The sequence below is a fragment of the Sphingomonas suaedae genome, from assembly GCF_007833215.1.
GTDB lineage: Bacteria > Pseudomonadota > Alphaproteobacteria > Sphingomonadales > Sphingomonadaceae > Sphingomonas > Sphingomonas suaedae.
In genome coordinates this window covers 3,644,694-3,666,190 of record NZ_CP042239.1, presented here as the reverse complement: position 1 = coordinate 3,666,190, position 21,497 = coordinate 3,644,694, and the positions used below count along the sequence as shown (strand labels likewise).

Here is a 21,497-nt window from a genome sequence, read left to right as displayed (position 1 = left end):
GTTGACTCTGCCTACAAACGGAACAAAATAAGAACGATCTATCCCGAATCGGAGTTTGTGGGCCGAACCATGGCCGATCCCGCGATCATCAGCCAACTGCGCGAGACGCTGAGCACCATCGAGGGTAGCGGCTTTCGCCGTCGCCCAGTGCTGCCGTTCGGCGTTCAGCGAATGGACGCGCGGCTCGCCGATGGTGGCCTCAGGCTCGATGCGCTGCACGAGGTGGCGGGGGCGAGCGCCGATTTGACCGATGATGCCGCCGCGACGCTGTTCGTCGCCGGGATCGCGGCGCGCGCCTGGGGACCGGTGTTGTGGGTGGTGCGGCGCCGCGACCTGTTCGCGCCTGGCCTGTATCAGGTGGGGCTCGCGCCCAAGCGCGTCCTTTATGCCGAGGCGGCGGACGATGCCGAGCTGCTCGCGATCATGGAGGAAGGGCTGCGCCATCGCGGTCTGGGTGCCGTGGTGGGCGAGGCTCGGCGCGTGGCGATGCCCGCGACGCGGCGGTTGCAGCTGGCTGCGGAGGGCGGGCGCACCATCGCGCTGCTGATGAAGCGCCATCCGCGTCAGGGCGGCGATCCGCTGGCGGCGCCGTCGGCGGCGGTGACGCGCTGGCGGGTCGGCTGTGCGCCCTCGACCCCGCTGCCGGTGGAGGGGGTGGGGCGTGCACGCTGGCAGCTGTCGCTCGCCCGGCAAAAGGGGGGCGATCCTTTCGATATCCAAGTGGAGGCGTGCGATGAAACGGGTCGCTGCGCTCTTCCTGCCCGACTGGCCGATCGAAAGGCTGCGGCAGGCGGAGCGGACACGCGTACAGGCCGCGCCGCCGCCTGACCCCGCACCCGGCACGCAGCTCGAGGCGCTGCGCGACGCGGCGACGGCGGAACAGAAACATGGCTGCTCGGTCCCGCGCGGCGGCGGCTGGCGCCCCGGCGCGCGCTGGGCGCGGGAGGAACGCGCGCGGGAGATCGCGGCATTGCCCGCACATCAGCGTCCTTCGAAACGCGAGCTGGGGCGGCGCGAGGAAGCGGCAGGGAATCCGTTTCGGCCGATGCAGTCGGATGAGGTGCGTAGCCAGGTTCCGGCGGGGGAGCCGCCAGCCCGCAAATATCTCCCCGAGCTTGCTCGGGGAGGGGGACCGCGCCCGCAGGGCGGGGTGGAGGGGCCGCCGCATAGCGGCGGTGATCGGTCGCCCCCCATTCCGCGCCTGCGGCGCGGCCCCTCCACCATCGCTGCGCGATGGTCCCCCTCCCCGAGCAAGCTCGGGGAGGAATTGGTTCCGCGTGTAATCTCGATCCGCGAGGGTAACCGCATCGTTATCGCCGCCGCTTGCCCGGCGGCCCGCGCGCTCGGCATCCATCCCGGCATGGCGGTGACGCAGGCGCGCGCGTTGCTGCCCGAACTCGCGATCCATCCTGCCGATCCCGCAGGCGATCTCGCCGCACTCCATCGGCTTGCACTGATGGCCGCGCGACGCTGGGCGCCGACCGTCGCGGTCGAAGGCGCCGATACACTGCTGATCGACCTTAGCGGGGCCGCGCATCTGCATGGCGGCGAGGAGCGGATGGCGCTGCGCATCGTGCGGCTGCTGGCGCGGCGGGGGTATAGCGCGCGGGTCGCCATCGCAGACACGCCGGGCGCGGCCTGGGCGCTGGCGCATTTCTTTTTTGGTCGTCACCCCCGCGGGGATGACGTTTTTATATGTCCTCCCGGCCAGCACGCCGACGCCCTCGCCGCGCTTCCGATTCCCGCGTTGCGCGCTGATCCCGTCGCAGTGGAGCTGCTCCATCGGCTCGGCATCGATCGGATCGGCCAGCTCGCCGCGATGCCGCGCGGGCCGCTTTCCCGGCGCTTCGGAGGGGCGCTCGTTTCCCGACTGGAACAGGCGCTGGGTACCCTGGCCGAACCGCTCGACCCGGTCATGCCGCGCGAAGCAATCGCGGTGCAGCGCCGCTTTGCCGAGCCGGTCGCCACCGCCGAAGGCATCGCGCATTGGATCGGCGCGCTGGTTCCCGAACTCTGCGCCGCGCTCGAAGCGGCGGGGCTTGGCGCACGCGCGGTCGAACTGGTCGCCGACCGGGTCGATGGCGTGCCACAGACGCTCCGCATCGGCCTGGCCCGGGCCAGCCGCGATTGCCTGCACCTCATCCGCCTGATTGCGCGGCGGATTGAGGATGTGGAACCCGGCTATGGCATCGACGCCATCGCGTTGCATGTCCGCCGTGCCGAGCCGCTATCCGCCCGCCCGTTCGACGAGCGGCTGGACGAGGAGGCCAAGCCGGACCTCGCTCCGCTCGCCGATACGCTCGCCACGCGGATCGGCCCGCGCCGGTTGTGGCGCAACCGCCCGGTCGAAAGCGACGTGCCCGAGCGCAGCGTCGGTCGCGACGGCATACTCGATCCACCCGAACGCGTTGGCGCGCACGTCAAGCGAGACGATGTCCGCCAGCTGCTCCGCACCGCGCCGCCCGATCCCTGGCGCCCCGACTGGCCGCGCCCGGCGCGGCTGCTTGCCCGACCCGAACGGCTCGACCATGTCCTCGCCGAACTGCCCGACCAGCCGCCGCGCCGCTTCACCTGGCGCGGGCGGACGATCCGCGTAGTGCGCGCCGACGGGCCGGAGCGGATCACCGGCGAATGGTGGCGCCGCGCCGCCGAGACCCATGCGGTGCGCGACTATTTCCGTGTCGAGGACGAGGGCGGCCATCGATACTGGCTGTTCCGCCGCGGCGATGGCGAACGGGGGGCGACGGGCGACCTGAGCTGGTATCTCCACGGGTTGTTCGGATGAGCGGATCAAACCCGCGCGTCGATCGCCCGCACATGCCCCGCCGCAGCGTAATCGAGGATCGCGCGATCGGCGGTAATGACGGGCATCTCCATTGCCCGTGCCGTCGCCACGACCAGACGGTCGGCCGGGTCGCCATGGATACTGCCGGGAAGACAGCCGGCATCGACCCCGATCCCGATATTGATTGGAACCACGGAAATTCCCGCTTCCCTCAGAACCACCTCAAGCCATTCGCGCGGCTGGCGCCCGAGCTGCAGCCGGCCCTTGCAAAACAGCATCCCGATTTCCCAGTGGGTGATCGCCGAAATGGACGCATCGCCGGATGCGATCGCTTGGCTGATCCGTTCATGCGATTTCGCGCCGATCCGTTCAGGCTCCTGAACGAGCCAGACCAGGACATGGGTGTCGAGCAGCATCAGCCTTGCCGCTCATCACCATCCAGCTCAGCGTCCCATGGACCTTCGAAAGCTGGGCTGAACGGATCTTCGAAGCGATATTCCGGATGCCGCAGCATCCCGAACACATCCTTGCGCGCCTCGCGCTTGGGCTTGAGCTCGGCGACCGGCTTGCCGCGTCGGGTGATGGTGACGGGGATGCCGTCCTTTTGCATGTCGTCGATGATCCTCAGGCATTTGGCCTTGAACTCGGTTGCGCTGACGATCTTGTTCATGGCCGCTGCTCCGCTCGACATGTACATTTTATATAGTCATTTCGGCGCGACGCGCCAATGAGTTACACCGAGCTTCAGGTCACGACGCATTTCTCGTTCCTGCGCGGTGCGTCTTCACCGCTCGAGCTGTTTTCTGCTGCGGCGGTGATGGGTCATTCGGCGCTGGGGATCACCGACCGCAATTCGCTGGGCGGGGTGGTGCAGGCGCTGTTCGCGTGCGACGAACTGGCGAAACAAGGGGTGACGATCCGTCCGGTCTATGGCTGTCGCCTCGACCTGGTCGATGGCGCCTCGGTGCTGGTCTGGCCAGAGGATCGTGCCGCGTGGAGCCGCCTCACCAGCCTGCTCACGCAGGGAAAGTCACGCGCCGATGCGCAGCACGGGGAGAAGGGGCAGTGCTTCCTCTATTGGGAGGATGTCGCGGCGGCCTGTGACGGGCTGGTGGGGGCATTGGTTCCGCGCGACGAGGAGGGCGATCTGCGCTGGATGGCCGATCTGTTCGGGGAGCGCGGACATGTCTGCATGACCCCGATGCGCCGTCCGAACGAGGTTGCCCGGCTGGACGAAACGCATGATGCCGCGCGCCGCCATGGCCTGACCCCGCTCGCGACCGGCGATGTCCTGTACCATCATCCCGACCGGCGGATGTTGCAGGACGTTGTCACCGCGATCCGCGAAGGGTGTACGATCGACGATCTGGGCCTGAGACGCGAGCGCAGCGCCGACCGGCATTTGAAACCGCCAGAGCAGATGGCGCGCCGGTTCGCGCGCTGGCCCGATGCGCTACGGGCAAGTGCGGCGATCGCCGAACGGTGCAGCTTTTCCTTGCGCGATCTGCACCATCAATATCCGCAGGAGGAGGTGCTGCCCGGCAAATCGGCGCAGGAAGCACTGCGCATCCTCGCCACGAACGGACTCAAACAAAGGTTCGGCGGCAAGCCTTCTCAGGCGCATCGCGACCTGCTTGAGCACGAACTCGGACTGATCCAGCAGATGGGCTATGCGCCCTATTTCCTGACGGTCAATTCGATCGTCCAGTTCGCGATCAGCCAGCAGATCCTGTGCCAGGGGCGCGGGAGCGCGGCCAACTCGGTAGTCTGCTTCGCACTCGGCATAACCTCAATCGACCCCATCAAGCACCAGCTTCTCTTCGAGCGATTCATCAGCACCGAGCGCAAGGAGCCACCCGATATCGACGTCGATTTCGAGCATGAGCGGCGCGAGGAAGTGATCCAGTGGATCTATGAGAGTTACGGCCACGACCATGCCGCGCTGACCGCAGTGGTCAGCCGCTTCCGCACGCGTGGCGCGGTGCGCGAGGTAGGCAAGGCGCTGGGGCTGCCCGAGGATCTGACCGGAGCGCTGGCGAGCCAGGTCTGGGGCTGGTCGAGCGACGGGTTACCGGAAGCGCATGTCGCGGCGCTGGGACTCGACGCGACCGATCACCGTCTCGCGCTGACGCTGCAACTCGCACGCGAGTTGATCGGCACACCGCGGCATTTGTCGCAGCATCCCGGCGGTTTCGTGCTGACGCGCGACAAGCTGCGCGATCTGGTCCCGGTCGAACCCGCCGCGATGGTCGACCGCCAGGTGATCGAATGGGAGAAGGTCGATCTGGAATATCTCGGTTTCATGAAGGTCGATATCCTCGGCCTGGGGATGCTCGGCTGTATGCGGCGGTCGTTCGACTTGCTGGAGCGCCACAAGGGGGTGAGGTTGACCATGGCTGCACCCGAGATGCAGGAGGATGATCCGGCGACGTTCCGGATGATCCGTCAGGCCGATACGCTCGGCGTGTTCCAGATCGAGAGTCGCGCGCAGATGTCGATGCTGCCGCGGATGAAGCCGGTCGATTTCTACGACATCGCGATTCAGGTCGCGATCGTGCGACCGGGGCCGATCCAGGGCAATATGGTCCACCCCTATCTGAAACGGCGGCAGAATCCGAAGCTGGTCGACTATCCCTCGCCCGAATTGGAGGCGGTGCTGAAAAAGACGCTGGGCGTGCCGCTGTTCCAGGAACAGGCGATGCAGGTCGCGATCGTCGGCGCCGGGTTCAGCCCGAGCGAGGCGGACCGGCTGCGCCGGGCGATGGCGACGTTCAAATCGACCGGCGATATCGGCGAATTCGGGCCCAAGCTGATCGACGGGATGCTGGAACGGGGCATCGCGCGCGACTTTGCCGAGCGGCTAGTCGAACAGATCCGCGGCTTCAGCAATTACGGCTTTCCCGAGAGCCATGCGGCGAGCTTTGCAAAGATCGCCTATGCCTCGTCCTGGATGAAATGCCATCATCCGGACGTCTTTTGCTGTGCGCTGCTCAACGCGCAGCCGATGGGATTCTACGCCCCTGCACAGATCGTCCGGGATGCGCGCACGCATGGCGTGGAGATTTATCCGGCCTGCATCAATGCGAGCGACTGGGACACGCAGATGATAGCGGACCTCCCAAACCGGCGACCGCGTCACGCCGCCTTTTGGGGGAGCGATGAAGGCTGGGCCGGACTGATGCCGCTGCGGCTGGGGATGCGGGTAGTGCATGGGCTGGCGCAGGGGGATGCCGAGGCGATTCTTGCCGCGCGGAGGGCGGGGCCGTTCGTGTCGATCGAGGATGCCTGGCGGCGGTCGCGGGTAAAACCTGCGGCGCTGGAGCGGCTGGCGCACGCAGACGCCTTTGCGTCGCTGGGGTTCAACCGACGCCAGGCCTTATGGGCAATCAAGGCGCTGGGACAGGCGCCGCTCGACCTGTTCGCCGCCGCAGACCTGCGTGAAGGGCGGACGATACCGGAGAGTGTCGAACCACCGGTTGCGCTCGACCCTCTGACTGCGGGTCGCGAGGTGGTGGAGGATTATCGCGCGACCCAGTTGTCGCTGCGCGCGCATCCCTTGTCCTTTCTGCGCGACAAACTGTCGGCGCGCGGCATCCGGCCGTGCGGCGACCTCTCCGCCATGAAGGACGGGCAACGGGTGGAGGTCGCCGGGCTGATCCTCGTTCGCCAGCGGCCGGGCAGTGCCAAGGGCGTCGTGTTCGTGACGCTGGAGGACGAAAGCGGCATCGCCAATGCGGTGCTGTGGTCCGACCGGTTCGAGGCGCATCGCCGCACCGTGATGACCGCAACGATGCTGGCGATCAGGGGCCGGGTGCAGCGCGAGGGGATCGTCATCCATCTCGTCGCCGATAGAATCACCGATCTGACGGTGATGTTGCGCGAGGTCGGCGAGATCGACCTGCCCCGCATGACGATGCCCGGCGACGGCGCGACACATGGCGGCACGATCGACCCGCGCGAAGCGCCGCCGCGCTGGCCCGCTCCCTATGACAGCAGCCACTGGCGCGAGGGGGACAGCATCCCGGTCAAGTCGCGGGATTTTCATTGAAGCGGCGACGCATTCCTCCCCTGCATCGCAGGGGAGGGGGACCAGCCGCAGGCTGGTGGAGGGGCGGCTGCGCAGACAGCCGAGAACAGCTCGGCAAAATTCCGCCGCCTTCGCGGCGGCCCCTCCGTCATCGCTGCGCGATGCCACCTCCCCTGCATCGCAGGGGAGGAATTGCGATACTCACCCCCCGACGGTCTGCTCGATCACGCCGAAGATCGGATGGTGCCTGTCGTCCTCGGCCCAGATGCGGACGGTGTCGCCCGCCTTCAGGAACGGGGTTTCCGGCTTGCCGTTCAGGATCGTCTCGACCGTGCGGACTTCGGCAAGACAGGAATAGCCCACCCCGCCCTGCGCAATCGGCTTGCCCGGGCCGCCTGTCGCGTCGCGGTTCGAGACGGTGCCGGAACCGATGATCGTCCCTGCCCCCAGCGCACGCGTCTTCGCCGCATGGGCGATCAGCGTGCCGAAATCGAACGTCATGTCCTCGCCCGCTTCGGCGCGGCCGAAGGGCTGGCCGTTGAGATCGACCATCACCTTGCGGTGCAGCTTGCCGTCCCGCCACCAGTCGCCAAGCGCGTCGGGGGTGACGAAGACGGGCGAGAAGGCGCTGGCAGGCTTGGACTGGAAGAAGCCGAAGCCCTTGGCGAGCTCGCCCGGAATCAGATTGCGCAGCGACACGTCATTGGTGAGGCCGATCAGGCGGATGCTCGCCAGCGCTTCATCGCGGCTCACGCCCTGCGGCACATCGCCGGTCACGACCACCACCTCGGCCTCGAGATCGCAGCCCCAGCGTTCGTCGGCGAGCGGGATCGGGTCGCGGGGTCCAAGAAAGCCGTCGCTGCCGCCCTGATACATCAGCGGATCGTGCCAGAAGGTTTCGGGCATCTCCGCCCCGCGCGCCTGCCGCACCAGCGCGACATGGTTCACATAGGCCGATCCGTCCGCCCATTGATAGGCGCGCGGCAGGGGCGCAGCGGCATCGCGCTCGTGGAACCGCTCGCGCGGGATCACCTCATGATCGAGATCGGTGGCGAGGTTGCGCAAGGGCCCTTCATGCTGGTCCCAATCGTCCAGCGCCGCCTGAAGCGTCGGCACGATGTGACCCGCATCGGCATACCAGGCCAGATCGCTCGATACGACGACGAGGCGGCCGTCGCGCCCCTGTTTCAGACTGGCGAGTTTCACGCTGTTTCTCCTGCTCCTGCCCCGCCTGCTCTAACCGTCTGGTTTTCGGCGAGTCCTTACCCAAGCTGCATTGACAGGCGAAGGCGCAGCCCGCAACGCTGAACGCATGTATTCCGAGCTTCGATTCCTGGAGCATGGCGGCGAAATGGGCCGCCGCATTCGGGAACATGACTGGACCGACCATCCGCTCGGCCCGCCGGAGGGCTGGCCGCAGCCGCTTCTCTTCGCGCTCGGCATCTGCATGAGTTCGCAATTCCCGACGGCCATTTATTGGGGTAGCGGGCTGCACCTGTTCTACAATGACGCCTGGGCACCGATCCCCGCCGAACGCCACCCCAAAGCCCTGGGGCAGCGGGGGCAGGATGTGTTTCCCGAGATCTGGGATGTGGTCGGACCCCAGTTCGAAACAGTGCTGGAAACCGGCCAGGGGTTTGCCACCTATGACCAGCGGCTCGACATGATGCGCGGGGGGCGCATCCACGAGACCTATTGGAATTACAGCTTCACCCCGATCCGCGACGAATATGGCACCGTCTGCGGCGTTCTGAACCAGGGAAACGAGACCACCCGGACCGTCATGGGGGAACGCGCGCGCCTCGCCGAGGTCGAGCGATTGCATGAATTGTTCCAGCAGTCGCCGGGAGCGGTCGCGCTGCTGCGCGGGCCGACCCATATCTTCGAGATGGCGAACCCGGCCTATGCCGAGCTGGTCGGCCATCGCGCGCTGCTCGGCAAACCGCTGGCGCAAGCGCTGCCGGAGGTGGTGGATCAGGGCTTTGTCGCGTTGCTCGACGACGTCTTCGCCAGCGGCAGGCCATTCCGCGCGAGCGGTACACCGGTCATTCTCGACCGCGGCGGTCGCAGCGAGACCCGATTGCTCGATTTCGTCTATCAGCCAATCAAGGACAGCAACGGCGTCACCACCGACATTTTTGTCGAGGCGAACGACGTCACCGAACGCGCGATGACCGAGGCGCGGCTGCGGCAAAGCGAGGAACGGCTTCAACTTGCGCTCGATGCCTCGAACGGGGTCGGCACCTGGGACTGGGACGTGCGCGACGGCGTGGTCCGCGCCGACAGCCGCTTTGCGCGTCTGTATGGCGTGGATCCGACGACGGCCGAACAGGGCGGGCCGATCGAGCTGTTCTTTCGCAAGGTCCATCCCGACGACGCCGAACGGGTGCGCGCCGAAATCGAACAGGCGATGCGCAGCGGCGATCGGTTCGCCAGCGAATATCGCCTGACCGACCCACAGGGGCGGCTGCGCTGGGTCAATGCCCAGGGGCGATGCAGCTATGACGCGGAGGGCCGTCCGCTACGCTTCCCGGGCGTAAGCGTGGATGTGACCGAACGGCATCTGGCCGAAGAAGCCGCGCGCCGTGCCGCCGCCGACCTCAAGGCCGCGACGCAGGATCAGGCATTCGTCCACGACCTGGCCGATCGCCAGCGCGCGCTCGACTCCCCCGAAGCGATCATGGCGATGAGTGCAGAGGCTCTGGCGGATCGGCTGAAAATCGACCGGGTCGGTTTCTATCGCGTCGGGACTGAGGGCAAGATCGTGTTCGGGCCGTCGTTTACGACCGGCGCGCTTCCCGCGTTAAGGGGCGGGATGGCGATCGAAGATCTGGGTCCGGCCAGTGCGGACTATCGCGAGGGTCGCACGCTGGTCGTCATCGATTCCGCCGCGGACGGCGCCTATGCCGGGACGGGCCTTGCCCGCTATTCCCCCTCGGCAGTCGGCGTGCCGTTGATGCGCGGCGGCGCTTGGGTGGCCAGCCTCTACGCCAACCACGCGACCCCGCGCGAATGGCGGCGCGAGGAAGTGGCATTGATCGAAGCGGTCGCGCAATCCGCCTGGGACGCGGTGGAGCGCGCCGGGGCCGTCACCGCGCTGCGCGAAAGCGAGGCGAAGTTCCGGGCCATCGCCAATTCGATCGATCCGATGGTCTGGTCGACGCAGCCCGACGGCTATCACGATTATTACAATGATCGCTGGTACGAATTCACCGGCGTCCCTTATGGCTCGACCGATGGCACGGGGTGGAACGATATGTTCCATCCGGAGGATCAGGAGCGTGCCTGGACGCTGTGGCGGCACTGCCTGGAGACGGGCGAACCCTATCATATCGAATATCGGTTGCGGCATCATGACGGCGGTTATCGCTGGGTGCTGGGCCGGGCGCAGCCGGTGCGCGGGGAGGACGGTGCGATCATTCGCTGGTTCGGGACCTGCACCGACATCCAGGATATCGTCGATGCCCGCGAAGTTCTGGCGCGATCGCGCGAGGAACTGGAGCAGGCCGTCGAGGAACGCACCCGGCAGCTGATGAGCGTCGAGGAGCGGCTGCGTCAGGCGCAGAAGATGGAGGCGATCGGCCAGCTGACCGGCGGGATCGCGCATGATTTCAACAACATGCTCGCGGTGGTGATCGGCGCGCTCGACATATTGGAGCGGCGGATTGCGCAGGGTTCGACCGATCTCGATCGCTATATCGTCGCGGCGAGAGACGGCGCGACCCGCGCGGCGGCGCTGACCCAGCGACTGCTCGGTTTTGCGCGACAGCAGCCGCTTGCTCCCGCGCCGGTCGATGTCAACGCGCTGGTCGGCGGGATGATCGAATTGCTGATGCGTACGCTGGGTGAGGATGTGACCGTGGAGACGCGGCTCGCAACGGGCCTGCACACGGCATTGATCGATCCCAGCCTGCTCGAAAATGTCATCCTCAACCTCTCGGTAAACGCACGCGATGCGATGCCCGGCGGCGGATTGCTGACGATCGAGACGGAGAATTGCGTGCTCGACGCGGGCGAGGCGGCCGAACTCGGGCTGGGCGCGGGGGATTATGTGGCGCTGACGGTCGCCGATACCGGATCGGGCATGACCCCCGAAACCGCAGCGCGTGCGTTCGACCCGTTTTTCACCACCAAGGGGGTGGGTAAGGGAACCGGGCTTGGCCTCAGCCAGGTGTTCGGTTTCGCCCGGCAATCGGGCGGCCATGTCGGCATCGACAGCGAGCCGGGGCGTGGCACGCGCGTACGGCTGCTGTTGCCCCGGCACAGCGTCGCCGACAGCGACCAAAGCACACCGCGAGGCGGTACAGCGATCCCCCATGGCTCGCGCGATGAGGTGATTCTGGTGGTGGAGGACGAGGAGCGCGTCCGCAACTATTCGGTCGAGGCGTTGCGCGAGCTGGGCTACACCGTGCTCCAGGCGCCCGACGGGATCGAAGCGCTGCGGGTGATCGAGCGCGATCAGCGCATCTCGCTGTTATTCACCGACGTGATGATGCCCGACATGAACGGCGACGAACTCGCCCGGGTTGCGCGGACGCGGCAGCCCGGTCTCAAGGTCCTCTATACTAGCGGCTATACGCCCGATCAGACCGTCATCGAAACGCACGCCGCTGGGGAAGTTCAACTGCTTCCCAAGCCGTTCGGGGTCGAGGCGCTGGCGATCCGGATCCGCGCGGCGCTCGACACCTGACCGCACTGCGCTGGACGTGGCGCGCCGCCCGCTCTAGGGGAGCCGCGCGCAGAGTCGTGTTCAGCGTCGGCTGAACCGGAACCGGCCCGCTCCCCCACCCGGCCACCTGGCGTGCCTGTTCTATGGGTGGCCGGGTGGGGGAGCGGGCCGGTTCCGCCTTACTCAACCGACTCTAACCGGAAAGGATCGGAAACTTGGCGAACGTCGCAGTGATCGGCGCCCAATGGGGCGATGAGGGCAAGGGCAAGATCGTCGACTGGCTCGCCAGCCGCGCCGACCTCGTCGTCCGCTTCCAGGGCGGGCATAATGCCGGCCACACGCTGGTCGTCGGCGACAAGGTGTACAAATTGTCGCTGCTCCCGTCCGGCCTGGTGCGCGGCACATTGTCGCTGATCGGCAATGGCGTGGTGTTCGATCCCTGGCATTTCCGCGACGAGATGGCCCGGCTGCGCGAGCAGGGCGTCGAGATTACGCCGGAAACGCTACAGGTCGCAGAGACCGCGCCGTTGATCCTGCCCTTCCACCGCGATCTCGACGCGCTGCGCGAGGATGCTTCAGGCGCGGGCAAGATCGGCACGACGCGCCGCGGCATCGGTCCGGCCTATGAGGACAAGGTCGGGCGCCGCGCGATCCGCGTGTGCGACCTGGCGCATCTCGACGATCTCGGCCCGCAGCTGGATCGGCTGTGCGCGCATCACGACGCGCTGCGCGCCGGGTTCGGCCAGCCGCCGATCGACCGCGAGGCGCTGATCGCCGAGCTGCGCGAGATCGCGCCGGCGGTGCTGCCCTATGCCGCGCCGGTGTGGCTGACGCTCAAGGGCGCGAAGGAAGCGGGCAAACGCATCCTGTTCGAAGGCGCCCAGGGCGCACTGCTCGACATCGACCATGGCACCTATCCCTTCGTCACCTCGTCCAACACGGTAAGCGGCGCGGCAGCGTCCGGTTCGGGACTTGGCCCGGGGTCGGTCGGCTTCGTGCTGGGGATCGTGAAGGCCTATACGACGCGCGTCGGCTCCGGCCCTTTCCCCAGCGAGCAGGACAATGAGATCGGCGAATTGCTGGGCACGCGCGGGCGCGAATTCGGTGTCGTCACGGGGCGCAAGCGCCGCTGCGGCTGGTTCGACGCAGTGCTGGTGCGCCAGTCGGTCGCGCTGAGCGGCGTGACCGGGATCGCGCTGACCAAGCTCGATATTCTCGACGGCATGGAGTCGCTGCGCATTTGCACCGGCTACACGGTCGGCGACAAACACTATGACTATCTGCCCCCCAGCCCGCAGGATCAGGCGCGCGCGATGGCAGTCTATGAAGAATTTGAAGGCTGGAGCGAGTCGACCGCGGGCGCACGCAGCTGGGCGCAGCTGCCGGCGCAGGCGATCAAATATATCCGGCGGATCGAAGAACTGATCGGGTGCCCGGTGGCGTTGGTGTCGACCAGCCCGGAACGCGAGGACACGATCCTGGTCCGCGATCCGTTCGCGGACTGAAAAACCGAGCGCGGCGAAGCCGCGCCCGGTGGATCGCTCAATAGTACGCAGCGTTCGGTTCAGGCGACGTCTCGCTACCGTCTTCGGTCGGATCGGCGGGTTCGGCCGGTTCCATGCTCGGCTCGACATCGGTGCTGTTCGACATCGTCTCGGGCGCTGTCATATCGTCGGGCGCAGGCGTTGCTTCATTGGCGATGTCATTCTGCAGCGGCGGTTCGGTCTGGGGCGTTCCGATCGCGGCGACGGCGGCGGTCGAACCGCACAGGGCAATCAGGCTGAACAGCGTTTTGTGGCGCATGGGATACTCCTGGTTACATGGCGCGGGTTGAACGCCCGCCATCGCCAGCCGGGCGCAATGGCGTTCCTCGCCTCGTCCCCGTATTTGGTCGCCCCGCCCCTCAGCCGCGTTGCATCCGCGCCAGACCGATCAGCCGCGTCACCCGCACTGTGCGCGGTGAAGCAATTTCTGATCGGCGAGCACCAGCGCCATCATCGCCTCGACCACCGGGACGCCGCGGATGCCGACACAGGGGTCGTGGCGGCCCCTGGTGCGGATTTCGGTCGCTTCACCGTCGCGCGTGATCGTCTCGACCGGGGTCAGGATCGAGCTGGTCGGCTTGAACGCGACGCGCACCCGCACCGGCTGCCCGGTCGAGATGCCGCCCGCGATGCCGCCGGCATGGTTCGCGAGGAATTGCGGACCCGCCCCCGGCGTGCCGGGGCGCATCGGATCGGCATTGCCCTCACCCGTCGCCAGCGCGGCCGCGAAGCCATCGCCGATTTCGACGCCCTTGACCGCATTGATACTCATCATGCCGCTTGCGAGCTCGCTATCGAGCTTCGCGTAGAGCGGCGCGCCCCAGCCTGCGGGCACACCATATGCCTCGCACACCACGACCGCGCCGAGCGAGGAGCCATCCTTGCGTGCGGTATCGATGACTTTTTCCCACTGCTCCGCCGCGACCGGATCGGGGGAGAAGAAGGCATTGTTGTCGATCTCGCTTTCGTCGAAGCGCGAATAGAGGATCGGGTGGTGGCCGATTTGCTCTACCCAGGCGCGGATGCGGACCTCAGGAATCACCTTGCGCGCCACGGCCCCTGCCGCGACGCGCATCGCCGTCTCACGCGCAGAGGAGCGCCCGCCACCGCGATAGTCGCGAAAGCCGTATTTGGCGTCGTAGGCATAATCGGCATGGCCGGGGCGATAGGCGGCGGCAACCTCCGAATAATCCTTCGACCGCTGGTCGACATTGTCGATCAACAGGCCGATCGGCGTGCCGGTGGTGCGCCCTTCGAACACGCCGGACAGGATGCGGACCTGATCCGGCTCCTGCCGCTGGGTGGTAAAGCGCGACTGGCCAGGGCGGCGCTTGTCGAGGAAGGGCTGGATATCGGCTTCGCTGAGGTCGAGGCGCGGCGGGCAGCCATCGACCACCGCGCCGATTGCGGGGCCATGGCTCTCGCCAAAGGTGGTGAAACGCAGCACGCGGCCAAAGGTATTGAAGCTCATGGCGTCATCTCCTTGCCCAAACGCCCGCGATTTGAAAGCAAGAAGGGCGCGGGGCCGGGCAATACCCGCTATGCCCCAGCCGGTTCTCCGAGCGCCGCAAACGCGCTGGCATGAGTGGCCGCACCGCGAACGCCGCACGGCAGCCTTCCGTCCTGCAGCGCCAAAGCCATTAAATACTCCCCGGCATAGGGGGAGTCGAACCCTCGGGCGAGGTCGGCAGCATAGCCGAAGCGGCCATAATAGGCCGGATCGCCAAGGACGAAGCTGAGCAGATAGCCGGCATCGCCCAGATGCCGATGCCCCGCCCCGATCAGCGCCTCGGCCACTCCCTGCCGGCGATATGCCGCCTCGACCGCCACCGGAGCGAGTGCGACGGCGGCGAGAGACACGTCGTTAACGGTCACGTCCATCCGGCTGAACGCGACCATCCCGGCAAGCGCGCCACTATCCTCGTCATCCGCAACGAGAGTCAGCACCATGTCGCCGTCGATGCACAGCCGCTGCACCAGCATCGCCTCGTCCGGCGCCGGAAAGCTGCGCCGCAGCAGCGCATCGATCGCCGCCACATCGCCGCCGGTGGCGTGTCGGATCGCGATGGCCATCAGGCCAGCGCGATATCCGGGGCGTCCTCGGCCTTCATGCCGATGACGTGGTAGCCGGCGTCGACATGATGCGTCTCGCCGGTCACGCCGGAGGCGAGGTCGGACAGGAGATAGAGGCCGGCGCCGCCGACATCCTCGATCGTCACGTTGCGCTTGAGCGGGGCGTTCAGCTCGTTCCATTTCAGGATCAGGCGGAAGTCGCCGATGCCCGAGGCGGCGAGCGTCTTGATTGGCCCGGCCGAGATCGCATTGACGCGGATATTGTTCCGGCCGAGATCGACCGCGAGATACTGGACGCTGGTTTCCAGCGCTGCCTTGGCCACGCCCATGACGTTGTAATGCGGGATCACCTTTTCGGCGCCATAATAGCTGAGCGTCAGCAGCGATCCGCCGTTCGGCATCATCGCACTCGCCCGCTTTGCCACGGCGACGAACGAATAGACGCTGATGTTCATCGTCATCAGGAAGTTGTCGAGGCTGGTGTCGACATAGCCACCGCGCAGCTCGTTCTTGTCGGAAAAGCCGATCGCATGGACGACGAAGTCGATCGTCGGCCAGCGCTCCGCCAGCGTGGCGAAAGTCTTGTCGAGTTCGGCCATGTCGCTGACGTCGCATTCGATCAGGAAATCGCTGCCGAGTTCCGTGGCGAGCGGACGCACGCGCCGCTCCAGCGCTTCGCCCTGATAGCTGAACGCCAGTTCCGCGCCCTGTTCGCGCAGCCTCTTCGCAATTCCCCAAGCAAGTGACCGATCATTGGCGAGCCCCATGATCAGCCCGCGCTTGCCCTGCATCAATCCCGTCACGGCGTCTTCGCCTCCTTAGTTTCGTGCGGCTGCTCTACTCCGTTTTCAGGCGTTTCCGCCAGCGCCGCGTTGAGTTCGGCGCCGATAACCACCCCAAAACCGATGAGAAAGAAGAAGATCAGCGCCACCATCACCCCGGCCAGACTGCCATAGGTGAGACCATAGCCGCCGAATGTACCGATCACGAGCGGCAGCGCCGCAGTGCACCCCATCCACCAGACGGTGACGAAGAACGGCCCCGGCCATTTGGGGCAGGCCGATTTGCGATATCGCGTCGGTGTCAGCGTGTAGAACAGGATGTAGAGTGCGCCGAACAGCGCCAGCGCCGGAGCGATCCGGGTGAAGGACAGGAGTTGCGCGGTGCTCGATGCGACCGGGATGAAGCGCCAGATGAATTGTTCGACGCCGGTCAGGATAACCTGAAAGCTGAACGCCATCATCGCCAGGATCACCGAGGCGATGACCATCCCGATTGCCGCCAGCTTCAGCCGCCAGAAGGGCGTGACCGAGGGGATGCCATAAGCCTGGCGCAGGATCGCCCGGATCGTTTCGATAAAGCCCGAGGTGGTCCACAATCCGACCAGCGCGCCGAGCCACAGTAGCGAACCGGATCGCCCCTCCAACACTTCGGTGATCGCCGGGCGGAGCAGGCTCGCAACCTCCGGCGGAACGGTCTGGAGAAATGCACCCACCGCCTGGAGACCGTCCCCCGTCCGTCCCACCAGTCGGGCGATCGCCGCCGCGACGATGAAGAAGGGGAACAGCGTGACGAGGCTGAGATAGGCGAGGTTACCGGCATGGGTGAAGCCGTCGTTGAAGGCGCCGACCACGACCCGCTTGGTCACCTCATACATTCGATCGGTGACGCCAAGGTCCGACAGTCGCTTGTGAAAGCCATGCCGCCGCGCCTCGGGCGATTCGGGGGAAATCGGTTCGGTCACGTCAAAGGGTCAGACGCCCAGCCGCGCGCGCGGGTTCCCGCCATCCTCCCAGTCGGCAACAAAGGCGGCGAGCTTCGCGTCGCTCGCCGGGATCTCGATCATCACCGTGACGAGCAGGTCGCCGCGCCCCGCCTTGCCGTGAAACCCGCGCCCCTTGAGCCGCAGCGTCTTTCCCGAACTGGTCCCGGCGGGGATCTTCATGTTGACCGGCCCCTCGGGCGTCGGCACGCGCACCCCCGCGCCGGCGACGGCTTCCTTGAGCGTTACCGGCAGGTCGAGCCGGATATGGTCGCCATCGCGGGTGTAGAAACGGTGCGGCTCCACCTCGATCGTCACGATCGCGTCGCCATTGCCGCCGGGTCCCGCATCGCCCTTGCCAGCAAGGCGCATTTGCGTGCCGGTCTCGACCCCCTTGGGCAGCTTCAAGTCGATGGTCGATCCGTCGCGCAGCTGGATCCGCTGTTGCTTCAACGCCGCCGCATCCTCGAACGGCACGCGCAGCCGATAGGCGATATTGGCGCCCTTGGCAGGCGGGGGCCGGCGCCCGAATCCGCTGGAAAAGCCGCCGCCCTGCTGCCCGCCAAAGCCGCCGCCTGCGCGACCCCCGAAAATACCTTCGAGAATATCCTCGAACCCGGCATCGCCGCCCCCACCGAAATCAAATTGCGCGCCGCCGGGGCGAAAGCCCCCTTGCGGCCCGCCGCGCGCGCCGCCGAACCCGGCGCCGAAGGGGGAGGTCGGGTTGCCATCGCCGTCGATCTCGCCCCGGTCGAACCGCGCGCGCTTGTCCTTGTCCATCAGCAGGTCATAGGCCTGCGTCACGATGCTGAACTTTTCCGCAGCCTTGGGATTGTCCTTGTTGCGGTCAGGATGCAGCTCTTTCGCGAGCTTGCGATACGCCTTTTTGACCTCGTCCTCGCTGGCCCCGCGCGAGACTCCCAAGGTTGCATAAGGATCGGCCACGTGTTTCCCCGATTGATTGTCGTTCAGCGTGTTAGCCCGCTACATCGGCGCGGCGGGGGGAGAGTGCAAGGGTCTCGGGGCGCGGTTGGTGCGCATCGGAACGGCTCGAGCCCGGTGAAACTGACGAAGTTACGCGCAACGGCATCGATCCTGTCACCTTGCGGCTAACAAAACTGACAATTTGACCAGGTTCACGTACGCCATGTCGCGTGACTGGGTCGATAACCGCTGGGCCCGGCTCCACACCGGAGTGGAGCAGGCCAAATCCAACATTGCAAGGACGAGGACAAGGGGCGGCCGCTCAATCCTCCAGCGGCTCGACATCCACCGACACATCCAGCTTCTGTGCGCCCGATCCGAGGACGATGCCGTCGATCGGGGCGATGTCGGTATAGTCGCGGCCGATGGCGATGATGACATGATCGCTCGCCATCCAGATGCCGTTTGTCGGATCCACGCCCACCCAGCCGCGCTCGAGCCCGCACCATAAAAGCACCCAGGCGTGGGTCGCGTCGGCGCCGACGAGACGGGGCTGGCCGGGCGGGGGTAGCGTGCGCAGATAGCCCGAGGCATAGGCGGCAGGGAGGCCCGCGGCGCGGAGGCCCGAGATCATGATCTGCGCAAAATCCTGGCACACGCCGCCGCGCTTCTCGAACGCCTCGCGCGGGGGCGTATCGACGAGCGTGGCAGTGGGGTCGAACTCGAATTCGTTCTGGATCCGGCGGGCGAGCGCGATCCCCGCCTCGAGCGCGCCGCGATCCGGGTCGAGTTCCTGCGCGCACCAGGCCGCGATGTCGGGATCGAGCGGGATCAGCGGCGAGGGAAAGAGGTAGGCGGCGGGGCTGGCTGGCCCCGCGTCACGGCTGGCGCGGGCCAGTTCCCCGACCTGACGCAGCGTGGCATCGTTCGCAGCCGGGATGGGCACCGGGCGGTCGACGGTGATGTGACAGCGGCTCTCTATCGTCAGGCTGGGTACCGCCTGGGTCACCACCAGCCGCACGACATTTGCCAGCCCCGCCTCGGCGCGCGCGGGGGCGGTGTGGCCGCCGGGTTCGACCGTCAGCGTATAGTCGTGCAGCTGCTGGCCCGACCAATGGATCGGTTTGAGCCGCAAATTGCAGCGCGCAAACCCGACCGGCCGGGCATAGTCGAACCGGGTGACGTGGCGGATCGCATAGCGCATCAGCCGACGACAAGCCCGGCGGCCCGCAACGGTTCCGAGCCGTGGAGGAAATAACGTCGCGCGACCGCTTCGGAGAGGTCGCCGAGCGTGCGGCCCATCGCGAACAGCGCGTCGAGATCGAGGGTGGCGGCCTGCGCCGTCGCGACCATCGCAGTCAGTTCCGCCGCCAGCGCCTGTTGCGGTTCGGCGATGCCATCGTCCGACAGGACGGGGAGCGCGGCGAGGTGCGCGCCGATCGCTGCAACCTGAAACGCGACGCCGCGGGGATTGCCGGGATCGAGCGCAATCAGATCAAGCACCGGGACGCGCGCCATGCCGGTGAGGTAACGCTGGCGGTAGCTGATCTGGCTGTCGGCCAGGTCGAGCAGCGCGGAGAGATCGTCGCTCGTCGCCTGCGGATGTGCGAGCGCCTGAAGCGCGGACAGGGTCGTTAGGGCGCGCTCGACCCGGCGACCGAGATCGTGGAAGCGCCAGGCGTCGGTGCGGCCCATATGTTCGGCCGACTGGCCCGCCAACGCCGAATAGCGCCGCTGGAGCGAGCCCGCCCGGTCGAGCGCGCTGCCGCGCACCGGATAGGGCGCGTCGAGCAGGCGGATCATGTCGGCGGACAGGCGGTCGCGGCTGACCGCGCCGATCGCGCGCGCCTGACGGTTGATCGCGCGCACCCCGCGCCAGTCGTCGGCGCTGTCCATCGCCGCCTCGGCAAAGCGGGTGAGGTCAGCGCGGCTGAGGCTGTCGGGCGCCGGGGCCGCCCCCGCCGAGACGAGCAGGCCGACCAGCCGCCGCACCGTATCGCCCGCGAGCGCTGCGCCGCTGTCCGCGCTGATCGAATGGCCGAGCAGCGCGCGGACCACGCCGAGCAGCGCCTCGCCACGTTCCAGATAGCGGCCCAGCCAGAAGAGATTGTCGGCGACGCGGCTGGGCAGGGTACCGGGGTTGCGGCGCAACTGGGTCGTGTCGCTTGGCTGGAGCAGGGTCACAGGAGCGACTGCTTTGTCGCCATGGATGACGACATCGGCGGACCAGTTGCCCTCCCCCATCACCGCCGCGCGTGCATCGGGGTGTTCGCCGATCTGCGCGAAGCCGCCGGGCAGGACATGCCAGTGGCCATCGGCTGCGCGCGCCGCGAAGACGCGCAGGGTGAAGGGCCGTGCGGCGAGATTGCCATCGGCAACGACGGGCATGGTTGAGAGGTGAACCACCTCCTGCCCCACATAATCCTGGGGCCGCCGCTCGAAATCGGCGAGCAGCGCGGCGCGCATCTCCGCGCTCATCCGCGATCCCAGCATCGCGGCGCCATCGCCCAGCACATTGGTCGCGACGCCGAAGGCGGGAGCGATCACCATATTGTCGAGGTCGGCTGCCACCTCGGCGCATTCGCGTGGTTGGCCGCACCACCAGGTGGCGATGTTCGCGAGTTTCAGGCTTTCGCCGGTCAGGCGGGTGCACAGGCGCGGCAGGAAGGCGGCGAAGGCAGGCGCCTCCATCAGCCCGGAGCCGGGCGAATTGGCGATCACCACCTCGCCCTGCGCCATCGCATCGATCAGGCCGGGGACGCCGATCGCCGAATGCGAGTCGAAGGCGAGGGGATCGATCAATCGCGGATCGACGCGGCGCCACAGCGCATCGACACGCTTGAGGCCCGCGATGGTGCGCAGATACAGCCGGTCGTCGAGCACCGCGAGGTCGCCGCCCTCGACCAGCAGGAAGCCGAGATAGCGGGCGAGGTGCGCCTGTTCGGCATAGCTGGGATTGAACCGGCCGGGGGTGAGCAGGGCGATGCGGGGATCGGTGCGGCGGCAGCGCGCGGCGACCCCCTCACGAAAGGCAGCGAAGAACGGCGCGTGGCGTTCGATATTGAGCCGGTTCTGGAGCCCGCCCAGCATCCGCGCCATCGCCAGCCGGTTTTCGAGCGCATAGCCGGCGCCTGCAGGCGCGCGCAGATGATCCGCCAGTACCCGCCACTCGCCGGTCGGGCCGCGGCACAGGTCGAAGGCGACGAAGTGGAGATGGCAGCCGCCGGGAGGCTCAAGACCCATCATCGGGCGCAGGAAATAGGGGCTGCCGGTGAGCAGGGTCGCGGGGAGGCTGCCGCCGCGCACCAACGTCTGCGCGCCATAGCAATCGGCGATCACCGATTCGAGCAGATTGGCGCGCTGGGCGATGCCCGCGACGATCCCGTCCCACTCGCGCTTGGCGATCAGCAGCGGGACGGGTGAGAGCGGCCAGGGGCGCTCCTCCCCCTCCCCCGCGATGCGGAAGCCGGTGCCGATATCCTCGGCATGGCGCTGTGCCCGTTCGCGCGCGGCGGTGAGGTCGTCGCCGGTGCGTTCGGCGAGTTCGCCCAGCGCCGCGTTCCAAGCGGGATCGTCAAGCCCGGCGGCGTACAGGACATCGTTCGCGGGCGTGGCGGCGCGATAGGCGGTCAGCCAGTGCGCGGCGATTGCTGCCGCATCGAACCCGGTATCGGCCACGGCGCTTGCCATCCATGCCCCTTTCGCCCTGCCTT

The 21,497-nt window shown here is 67.2% G+C and carries 16 protein-coding genes; 5 read left to right on the top strand and 11 right to left on the bottom strand.

Features of this window, described 5'->3' with window-relative positions:
- The first annotated feature begins 69 nt into the window (after nt 1–69).
- Entirely contained in the window at nt 70–828 is a 759-nt protein-coding gene (locus FPZ54_RS17335; RefSeq protein WP_145849069.1) for an ImuA family protein, read from the top strand.
- Nucleotides 734–2,785, top strand: coding sequence for a DUF6504 family protein (locus FPZ54_RS17330; protein WP_145849068.1), 2,052 nt, complete (start codon nt 734–736; stop codon nt 2,783–2,785). Before FPZ54_RS17335 ends, FPZ54_RS17330 begins: the two co-directional genes overlap by 95 nt.
- A 5-nt stretch (nt 2,786–2,790) precedes the next feature.
- On the opposite strand, the gene FPZ54_RS17325 is transcribed toward FPZ54_RS17330, so the two are convergent.
- Nucleotides 2,791–3,201 carry a type II toxin-antitoxin system VapC family toxin gene (locus FPZ54_RS17325; protein ID WP_145849067.1) on the bottom strand — a complete coding sequence of 137 codons (411 nt, stop codon included), beginning with the start codon at nt 3,199–3,201 and terminating at the stop codon, nt 2,791–2,793.
- A complete protein-coding gene (locus FPZ54_RS17320) occupies nt 3,201–3,455 on the bottom strand; it encodes a type II toxin-antitoxin system Phd/YefM family antitoxin (RefSeq protein ID WP_145849066.1) in 255 nt (84 codons plus the stop codon). Before FPZ54_RS17320 ends, FPZ54_RS17325 begins: the two co-directional genes overlap by 1 nt.
- A 57-nt stretch (nt 3,456–3,512) precedes the next feature.
- Between FPZ54_RS17320 and FPZ54_RS17315 the strand changes: the two genes are divergently transcribed.
- On the top strand, nt 3,513–6,833 hold the full coding sequence (locus tag FPZ54_RS17315) for an error-prone DNA polymerase (protein WP_145849065.1): 3,321 nt from the start codon (nt 3,513–3,515) through the stop codon (nt 6,831–6,833).
- Nucleotides 6,834–7,013: 180 nt separating this feature from the next.
- Here FPZ54_RS17315 and FPZ54_RS17310 read toward each other — a convergent pair whose 3' ends face one another.
- A complete protein-coding gene (locus FPZ54_RS17310; protein WP_145849064.1) occupies nt 7,014–8,018 on the bottom strand; it encodes a fumarylacetoacetate hydrolase family protein in 1,005 nt (334 codons plus the stop codon).
- A 106-nt stretch (nt 8,019–8,124) separates the two neighbouring features.
- Here FPZ54_RS17310 and FPZ54_RS17305 point away from each other — a divergent pair, with 106 nt between their 5' ends.
- Nucleotides 8,125–11,502, top strand: coding sequence for a PAS domain-containing protein (locus FPZ54_RS17305; RefSeq protein ID WP_239019622.1), 3,378 nt, complete (start codon nt 8,125–8,127; stop codon nt 11,500–11,502).
- 194 nt (nt 11,503–11,696) lie between these two features.
- Nucleotides 11,697–12,986 carry an adenylosuccinate synthase gene (locus FPZ54_RS17300; protein ID WP_145849063.1) on the top strand — a complete coding sequence of 430 codons (1,290 nt, stop codon included), beginning with the start codon at nt 11,697–11,699 and terminating at the stop codon, nt 12,984–12,986.
- Nucleotides 12,987–13,023: 37 nt separating this feature from the next.
- On the opposite strand, the gene FPZ54_RS17295 is transcribed toward FPZ54_RS17300, so the two are convergent.
- The 8 genes from FPZ54_RS17295 to FPZ54_RS17260 form a co-directional block, all read right to left on the bottom strand.
- A complete protein-coding gene (locus FPZ54_RS17295) occupies nt 13,024–13,284 on the bottom strand; it encodes a hypothetical protein (RefSeq protein WP_145849062.1) in 261 nt (86 codons plus the stop codon).
- Between the two features lie 138 nt (nt 13,285–13,422).
- Nucleotides 13,423–14,496, bottom strand: coding sequence for a chorismate synthase (aroC, locus tag FPZ54_RS17290; protein ID WP_145849061.1), 1,074 nt, complete (start codon nt 14,494–14,496; stop codon nt 13,423–13,425).
- A 68-nt stretch (nt 14,497–14,564) separates the two neighbouring features.
- On the bottom strand, nt 14,565–15,098 hold the full coding sequence (locus FPZ54_RS17285; protein WP_145849060.1) for a GNAT family N-acetyltransferase: 534 nt from the start codon (nt 15,096–15,098) through the stop codon (nt 14,565–14,567).
- Nucleotides 15,098–15,901, bottom strand: coding sequence for an enoyl-ACP reductase FabI (fabI, locus tag FPZ54_RS17280; protein WP_145849059.1), 804 nt, complete (start codon nt 15,899–15,901; stop codon nt 15,098–15,100). The genes FPZ54_RS17285 and fabI overlap by 1 nt, the downstream gene beginning before the upstream one ends.
- A complete protein-coding gene (locus FPZ54_RS17275; RefSeq protein ID WP_239019621.1) occupies nt 15,898–16,842 on the bottom strand; it encodes a YihY/virulence factor BrkB family protein in 945 nt (314 codons plus the stop codon). The genes fabI and FPZ54_RS17275 overlap by 4 nt, the downstream gene beginning before the upstream one ends.
- Nucleotides 16,843–16,851: 9 nt before the next feature.
- On the bottom strand, nt 16,852–17,805 hold the full coding sequence (locus FPZ54_RS17270) for a DnaJ C-terminal domain-containing protein (RefSeq protein WP_145849058.1): 954 nt from the start codon (nt 17,803–17,805) through the stop codon (nt 16,852–16,854).
- A 301-nt stretch (nt 17,806–18,106) separates the two neighbouring features.
- The gene (locus FPZ54_RS17265) at nt 18,107–18,988 is read right to left on the bottom strand and encodes a transglutaminase family protein (RefSeq protein WP_145849057.1); all 882 of its coding nucleotides are present in this window, start codon (nt 18,986–18,988) and stop codon (nt 18,107–18,109) included.
- On the bottom strand, nt 18,988–21,474 hold the full coding sequence (locus tag FPZ54_RS17260; protein WP_145849056.1) for a circularly permuted type 2 ATP-grasp protein: 2,487 nt from the start codon (nt 21,472–21,474) through the stop codon (nt 18,988–18,990). The genes FPZ54_RS17265 and FPZ54_RS17260 overlap by 1 nt, the downstream gene beginning before the upstream one ends.
- Nucleotides 21,475–21,497 lie beyond the last annotated feature (23 nt).

Excerpts from the sequence above, each read along its gene's own strand:
- FPZ54_RS17265 (WP_145849057.1), bottom strand. The coding sequence starts at position 18,988 with ATGCGCTATGCGATCCGCCACGTCACCCGGTTCGACTATGCCCGGCCG.
- FPZ54_RS17315 (WP_145849065.1), top strand. The coding sequence starts at position 3,513 with ATGAGTTACACCGAGCTTCAGGTCACGACGCATTTCTCGTTCCTGCGC.
- FPZ54_RS17325 (WP_145849067.1), bottom strand. The coding sequence starts at position 3,201 with ATGCTGCTCGACACCCATGTCCTGGTCTGGCTCGTTCAGGAGCCTGAA.
- FPZ54_RS17335 (WP_145849069.1), top strand. The coding sequence starts at position 70 with ATGGCCGATCCCGCGATCATCAGCCAACTGCGCGAGACGCTGAGCACC.
- FPZ54_RS17285 (WP_145849060.1), bottom strand. The coding sequence starts at position 15,098 with ATGGCCATCGCGATCCGACACGCCACCGGCGGCGATGTGGCGGCGATC.
- FPZ54_RS17330 (WP_145849068.1), top strand. The coding sequence starts at position 734 with ATGAAACGGGTCGCTGCGCTCTTCCTGCCCGACTGGCCGATCGAAAGG.
- FPZ54_RS17260 (WP_145849056.1), bottom strand. The coding sequence starts at position 21,474 with ATGGCAAGCGCCGTGGCCGATACCGGGTTCGATGCGGCAGCAATCGCC.
- FPZ54_RS17305 (WP_239019622.1), top strand. The coding sequence starts at position 8,125 with ATGTATTCCGAGCTTCGATTCCTGGAGCATGGCGGCGAAATGGGCCGC.
- aroC (WP_145849061.1), bottom strand. The coding sequence starts at position 14,496 with ATGAGCTTCAATACCTTTGGCCGCGTGCTGCGTTTCACCACCTTTGGC.
- FPZ54_RS17320 (WP_145849066.1), bottom strand. The coding sequence starts at position 3,455 with ATGAACAAGATCGTCAGCGCAACCGAGTTCAAGGCCAAATGCCTGAGG.
- FPZ54_RS17295 (WP_145849062.1), bottom strand. The coding sequence starts at position 13,284 with ATGCGCCACAAAACGCTGTTCAGCCTGATTGCCCTGTGCGGTTCGACC.